Annotated in this window: 6 protein-coding genes; 3 read left to right on the top strand and 3 right to left on the bottom strand. The window is 33.8% G+C overall.

Going from position 1 to position 4,634, the window contains the following annotated elements:
* Positions 1-75: 75 nt before the first annotated feature.
* Positions 76-363, top strand: a complete 288-nt coding sequence (locus tag B4237_RS17405; RefSeq protein WP_278595721.1) for a hypothetical protein — start codon at positions 76-78, stop codon at positions 361-363.
* A complete protein-coding gene (locus tag B4237_RS17400) occupies positions 353-1,252 on the top strand; it encodes an LPO_1073/Vpar_1526 family protein (protein ID WP_278595720.1) in 900 nt (299 codons plus the stop codon). The genes B4237_RS17405 and B4237_RS17400 overlap by 11 nt, the downstream gene beginning before the upstream one ends.
* Before the next feature lie 84 nt (positions 1,253-1,336).
* On the opposite strand, the gene B4237_RS17395 is transcribed toward B4237_RS17400, so the two are convergent.
* Entirely contained in the window at positions 1,337-1,534 is a 198-nt protein-coding gene (locus B4237_RS17395; RefSeq protein WP_278595719.1) for a hypothetical protein, read from the bottom strand.
* Positions 1,535-1,745: 211 nt separating this feature from the next.
* On the opposite strand from B4237_RS17395, the gene B4237_RS17390 reads away from it, so the two are divergent.
* Positions 1,746-2,534, top strand: coding sequence for a BRO-N domain-containing protein (locus B4237_RS17390; protein WP_278595718.1), 789 nt, complete (start codon positions 1,746-1,748; stop codon positions 2,532-2,534).
* Positions 2,535-2,613: 79 nt separating this feature from the next.
* Here the strand turns inward: B4237_RS17390 and B4237_RS17385 are convergent, their stop codons facing one another.
* Together B4237_RS17385 and B4237_RS17380 are read right to left on the bottom strand one after the other, a co-directional pair.
* Entirely contained in the window at positions 2,614-2,952 is a 339-nt protein-coding gene (locus B4237_RS17385) for a hypothetical protein (RefSeq protein WP_004878930.1), read from the bottom strand.
* Positions 2,953-3,219: 267 nt separating this feature from the next.
* Positions 3,220-4,452 (bottom strand): site-specific integrase, encoded by a 1,233-nt coding sequence (locus B4237_RS17380; protein WP_286944244.1) that lies wholly within the window; start codon positions 4,450-4,452, stop codon positions 3,220-3,222.
* Positions 4,453-4,634 lie beyond the last annotated feature (182 nt).

The following is a 4,634-nucleotide window of genomic DNA, read 5'->3' as shown; positions in this document are numbered from 1 at the left end:
AAAATTTAATATGTTTTGATATTTTAATAAAACTAAAAATTTTCAATTTAGTCGAAGTAATTGGATGAGGGTGGTATGTTGAGAGCGACAATTATTATATTGGCAGTCTTATGTTCTATTGTTACATTATTATGGGCAATGTTAAAGCCTGGTTTTGATTCGTGGGGCGCTTTTTTAGCTGCATTTATAGTGTTTTTATCAAGTTTTAAGATTCCTAAAAAATTAGATAATACATCACCCCTTATCTCTATAAAAAACAAACAGGAAGTTTATGATGACTCTATAGGACTGCAAGCTGATGTTATTCAGGGAGTAGTGATTAATAAAGGGAATGGAAATGTGGAACAAAATAATGCCAAATAAACAAGAACAAGCTGTAGCTGATGGTTCTATTGCTTTACAGGCAGACCAAATAAAGGATGTAATAATTAATAACGGAGTTCAAATAGCAGATATTATTCCAATTTGTCGCCAAATTTATGATTTAAATTTTCCACGTTTAAGGGAAGAAGCTGCAAGAGTTGCTCTTGAGAATGTGAATAGCTTTTCTACAGCTTTACAAGCAAGCTTGAGTCAAAATATTGAGGGGGTTTTATTAGAAAAGTTAGCAGATCCTGATATGCAGTTTTGCTTAAATCAGTCATTGCAGCTAGTTGCTAGGCACGGAGAAAAAATTAAACCAGAATTGCTAATAAATCTGATCCAAGCCAAAATGGCTGAAGATACTAATGATTTTCAAAATTTAATTTGTAATCAAGCTATAAATGTACTGGATAAAATCACTATAAAACATCTGCATTTAATTTTTTTCGTTGGTCTAGTCAATAATAGCTTGCCCCATATTTCTTTAGGGCATGGAGCATTAGATGTCGATGATTCTTTTTTAATAGATATTATCAAAAAGATAGATAAGTTGTTTTGTAATTTTTATTCTAAGTTTGATAGATGTTTAGAACTTGAATATTCAGATTCAAAATATTTAGAGTCATTAGGTATCTTTAATTATGATAATATGCCTTTTTCTTATTCAAGTTTTGATATTTTGCATAGTAAATTAGGTAATGGAATATTGATAAATGGAAAAAAAATTAAAGACACTTACTTAAAAGAAATTGTTGAAAAAAATTCAGTAAAATATTTTGAATGCTTAAATTTGTATAACAAAATATTTAAACACAATCATGTTTCATTATCATTTGTTGGTGATGCAATTATGAGGAGTTATTTAAATGGGGATTCTCTATCAATATAAAAACTATGAATGTAATTTTTACTATTCGCTAATGAGAATATCAATGGCGAATTTTTCTAATTAACTTCGCTTCACACTCAAGAACTAATTAAACCTAGGTTTCTTACCTTTTTTTGATAATTCGTTAACACGTACAACTTCTTCACGAGTAAGGCTCAAAGAGTTTTTCCCTAGTTTTTCCATAACTACAGACAAAAGTTTCTCTAATGAAACGTCATTTAACTCATTAAAATTTTTTCTATCAAAACTTTCTTCAAGCCTAGCAACAATATCCTCATTCATAGAGCGGTTAAGTTCTTTCGCAGATTCTGCATTTTATCTTTTAGTTCTTGTGGCATTCGAACTTTATATTCGACCCCTAGATGCTTGCTCATATCGATAATCAGTTTTCGGAAATGTTTTAATAATAATACACCCCACTGGGGTGTAAAACGGCCCGAACAATCTTGGCGGATCACGGGGCGAGTCACCAATTTTCAGCGAGAAAACTGATATGAACAGTCTAACATTCAATACAGTCACATTGCATCCTATACAACAAAATGATGAGCAAGTTTGGATTACATCTACAGAATTGGCTCGTACTTTAGGTTATAAACAGGAAAATGCGGTCAGTAAAATTTTCAACCGTAAAGCAGATGAATTTACTAGCAAAATGACGCAAGTGATAGAAAACCCGCAGCTACCCAATTTGGGTATGCGGATTTTTTCACTCCGTGGATGTCATTTGATTGCTATGTTTGCCCGTACACCTGTCGCCAAAGAATTCCGTAAATGGGTTTTAGATATATTGGATAGGGAAGTACAACCTAAGACCAAGAATCACAAAACAGAACGTGTGGTTTTAAACGATGCTGTGAATATGCTTGTAGCAAAGACCAAGCACCTTAACTTTTCAGATGCCTACAAACTCATTCACCAACGCTTCAATGTTAACGGTATAGATGAGATATCACTTGACCAGATCCCCGTAGTGGTTGAATACGTCCATCACCTAATTGCACTGTTTAGTGCAGATAACCACCCCAATGCGATGAACGTCAGAGCAATGGCAATGCATCTGGTATGGCTAAGTGGATGGTGGCGACAGTTTGGAACAGCAGTTAGAGGAATTAATCCTCACATGAGTTCTGCAATCCATGATCATTTCAATGATGGCGGATTTGTCGCATGGACATTTATTGAAAAAGAAAAACAGGCGGAGTTAAGAAAGAAGATTGAAACATACCCTTGGCATTTAGCCGCTATGGATCGGTATCATTTATTAAATAGTCAGAATTAAACACTTGTTGTTATAAGCGATCATTAACGAATCGCTAGATAAAAAAAGCACACTATGAAAGTGTGCTTTTTTCTAAATATTACTTTTTATACTTCTCGTCTAAAATTTCCCATTCTTGAGAAGTGTGTTTTTTACAATCATTGATTGTTTTGTGCAGATCATCCACTGAAAAAACTGCACTTTTAACAGCAAAGCCGTCATCAACAAGTCGCGTGAATAGATTTTCTGAAATCAGATAATTTTCTTCTTTTAACTTATTAATTAACTCTTCGGTATAATTATCTTTTGATTCTTCAACAAAGAATTGATTTGATCCAAGAACATGCTCAACCACACTTAAAGTATAAGCTTCGGTACGATTCAGTTCATCAGACATATATTTGCTGTGCCCACCATAACAAACAAGTTTTGTAGTCATCTTATTTTCTCTCTAGAAAGTTTAAATTTTTGTTTTGTATTGAAATAAAGCTCTTTAAACACAAGCGCAGTGATAATGTATAGTATGTTTTTTATACGTTGGCAAGAGAGGTTTATCTGATAATTTTACTATCCGATTGCCTCAAAAGTGCATCCATATTTCTAAAATATTATTCAAAAAAGTATGATTTATTTAGCTAGTTATTAGTTGAAGATATAACTTCTTCATATATCATTGCCTAGTATTGGTTTCGAAGTTGTAGCGAAATCATTTAAAAATTTTATTTGATCCTAAAACAATATCTTCAATATCATTCATAGCGGTCCTTAACTTTTTATCGCTTACTTGTACATATCCAGCCGTTACGTCTCGATCATCTTCTTCTTTATGATTCAGCAGTTTTTTGATCGTATATTTCCCATAGTCTAAACCTTCAGCAATTGAGTCGAACGTTCGCCGAAGATCATGGAAAGTGAAAGGTATACCGCAGCTCTCGTTGATTTTATTCCGCACCTTAGAAATATTTGTAATATGGCCAGAAACTGATTTTGCAGAAGGGAAGACCCATTCAGTATCTATAGCTGTTCTTCTTTTTTTCATCATTGCCCATAAATAATCGCCCATAGGTAATGTATGCGGCTCATTGTTTTTGGGATCTATTGAAGTGATAAAGCCGTATTTAAGATCGATTGCAGACCAAGCGAGTGATTCATATTCTTCTCGTCTAAAGCCAGTCAAAATCAAGGTGAGCAGGAAATCTTTGTTCGTCTCAAGTTTTTGACCACGATCTTGAAAATTTAATACAGCGTTAATCCAGTCAGGTAGTTTATCTTCATTAATATATGTTTTTCTTCTTTTAATTTTATTCCAAGCTTTTTTTGCAGTTAGCGTATGCACAGGATTGATAGGTGGAAGAATTGGATTCTCTTCATCATCTAAATAATGTTCTATTGAGAAGTTATAGATCGCGCGAAAAACTCGCATAATCATATTTGCTTGGGCCTTACTGCGTTCGGATAATTCTTTATGTTTATCCTGAATCATTTTGCGGTTGATATCCTTTAATTTGATATCTTTCCAATCAGATAAATAGCCATCAATAACGTCGCTATAGTCATCTAGCGTACGTGGTTTTAGCTCTCGCTCATCAATATAAATACTATAGGCTTCACCGAGTGTTGGTTGCTGTTGCTTTACCTGATAGAGCTTCTCAGCGTCCGTAATACGATTCTTTTTCTTTTCATTAAGATTTACACCTTTCGTCATTTCAAGTAAGGCTTCTTGAGCCAATACTCTTGCTTGAGCAAGTGTTATTTGACCGTGAATACCCAAAGTAGACCGAGTAGACCTGCCATTAACCTTTTTCTCAACGATATATGTTTTATATGAGGTATTAACCCGTACAGCAAAACCAATTAACTCACTATCACGAAAAATAGCAGGTTTTAGTTCGAGTTGATCAATAAATGACTTTGTAAGCTTTACTCGGTTTGCTGACATGGGCTAGAATCCGCTAGGCTTGACAATATATAGCTACATATTACAGTAATTTCTGCGGTCTACTATGGGTCTACTCAAGAAATAACTTGTAATTAAATTTGAATTTAGCTAATATTGGTCTCAAGCTGAATTGTAGTGAATACAATAAGTTACAAAGTATAGGGCCTATAGCTCAGTTGGTT

The organism is Acinetobacter sp. UBA6526 (genome assembly GCF_002434875.1).
Taxonomy (GTDB): Bacteria; Pseudomonadota; Gammaproteobacteria; order Pseudomonadales; family Moraxellaceae; genus Acinetobacter; species Acinetobacter venetianus.
Note: the sequence above shows the minus strand (reverse complement) of the source record. Positions and strands in the feature narration are given on the sequence as shown.

What these genes read in the sequence shown, in the direction of transcription:
- B4237_RS17405 (WP_278595721.1), top strand. Translation starts at nt 76, where the DNA reads ATGTTGAGAGCGACAATTATTATATTGGCAGTCTTATGTTCTATTGTT.
- B4237_RS17400 (WP_278595720.1), top strand. Translation starts at nt 353, where the DNA reads ATGCCAAATAAACAAGAACAAGCTGTAGCTGATGGTTCTATTGCTTTA.
- B4237_RS17395 (WP_278595719.1), bottom strand. Translation starts at nt 1,534, where the DNA reads ATGAATGAGGATATTGTTGCTAGGCTTGAAGAAAGTTTTGATAGAAAA.
- B4237_RS17390 (WP_278595718.1), top strand. Translation starts at nt 1,746, where the DNA reads ATGAACAGTCTAACATTCAATACAGTCACATTGCATCCTATACAACAA.
- B4237_RS17385 (WP_004878930.1), bottom strand. Translation starts at nt 2,952, where the DNA reads ATGACTACAAAACTTGTTTGTTATGGTGGGCACAGCAAATATATGTCT.
- B4237_RS17380 (WP_286944244.1), bottom strand. Translation starts at nt 4,452, where the DNA reads ATGTCAGCAAACCGAGTAAAGCTTACAAAGTCATTTATTGATCAACTC.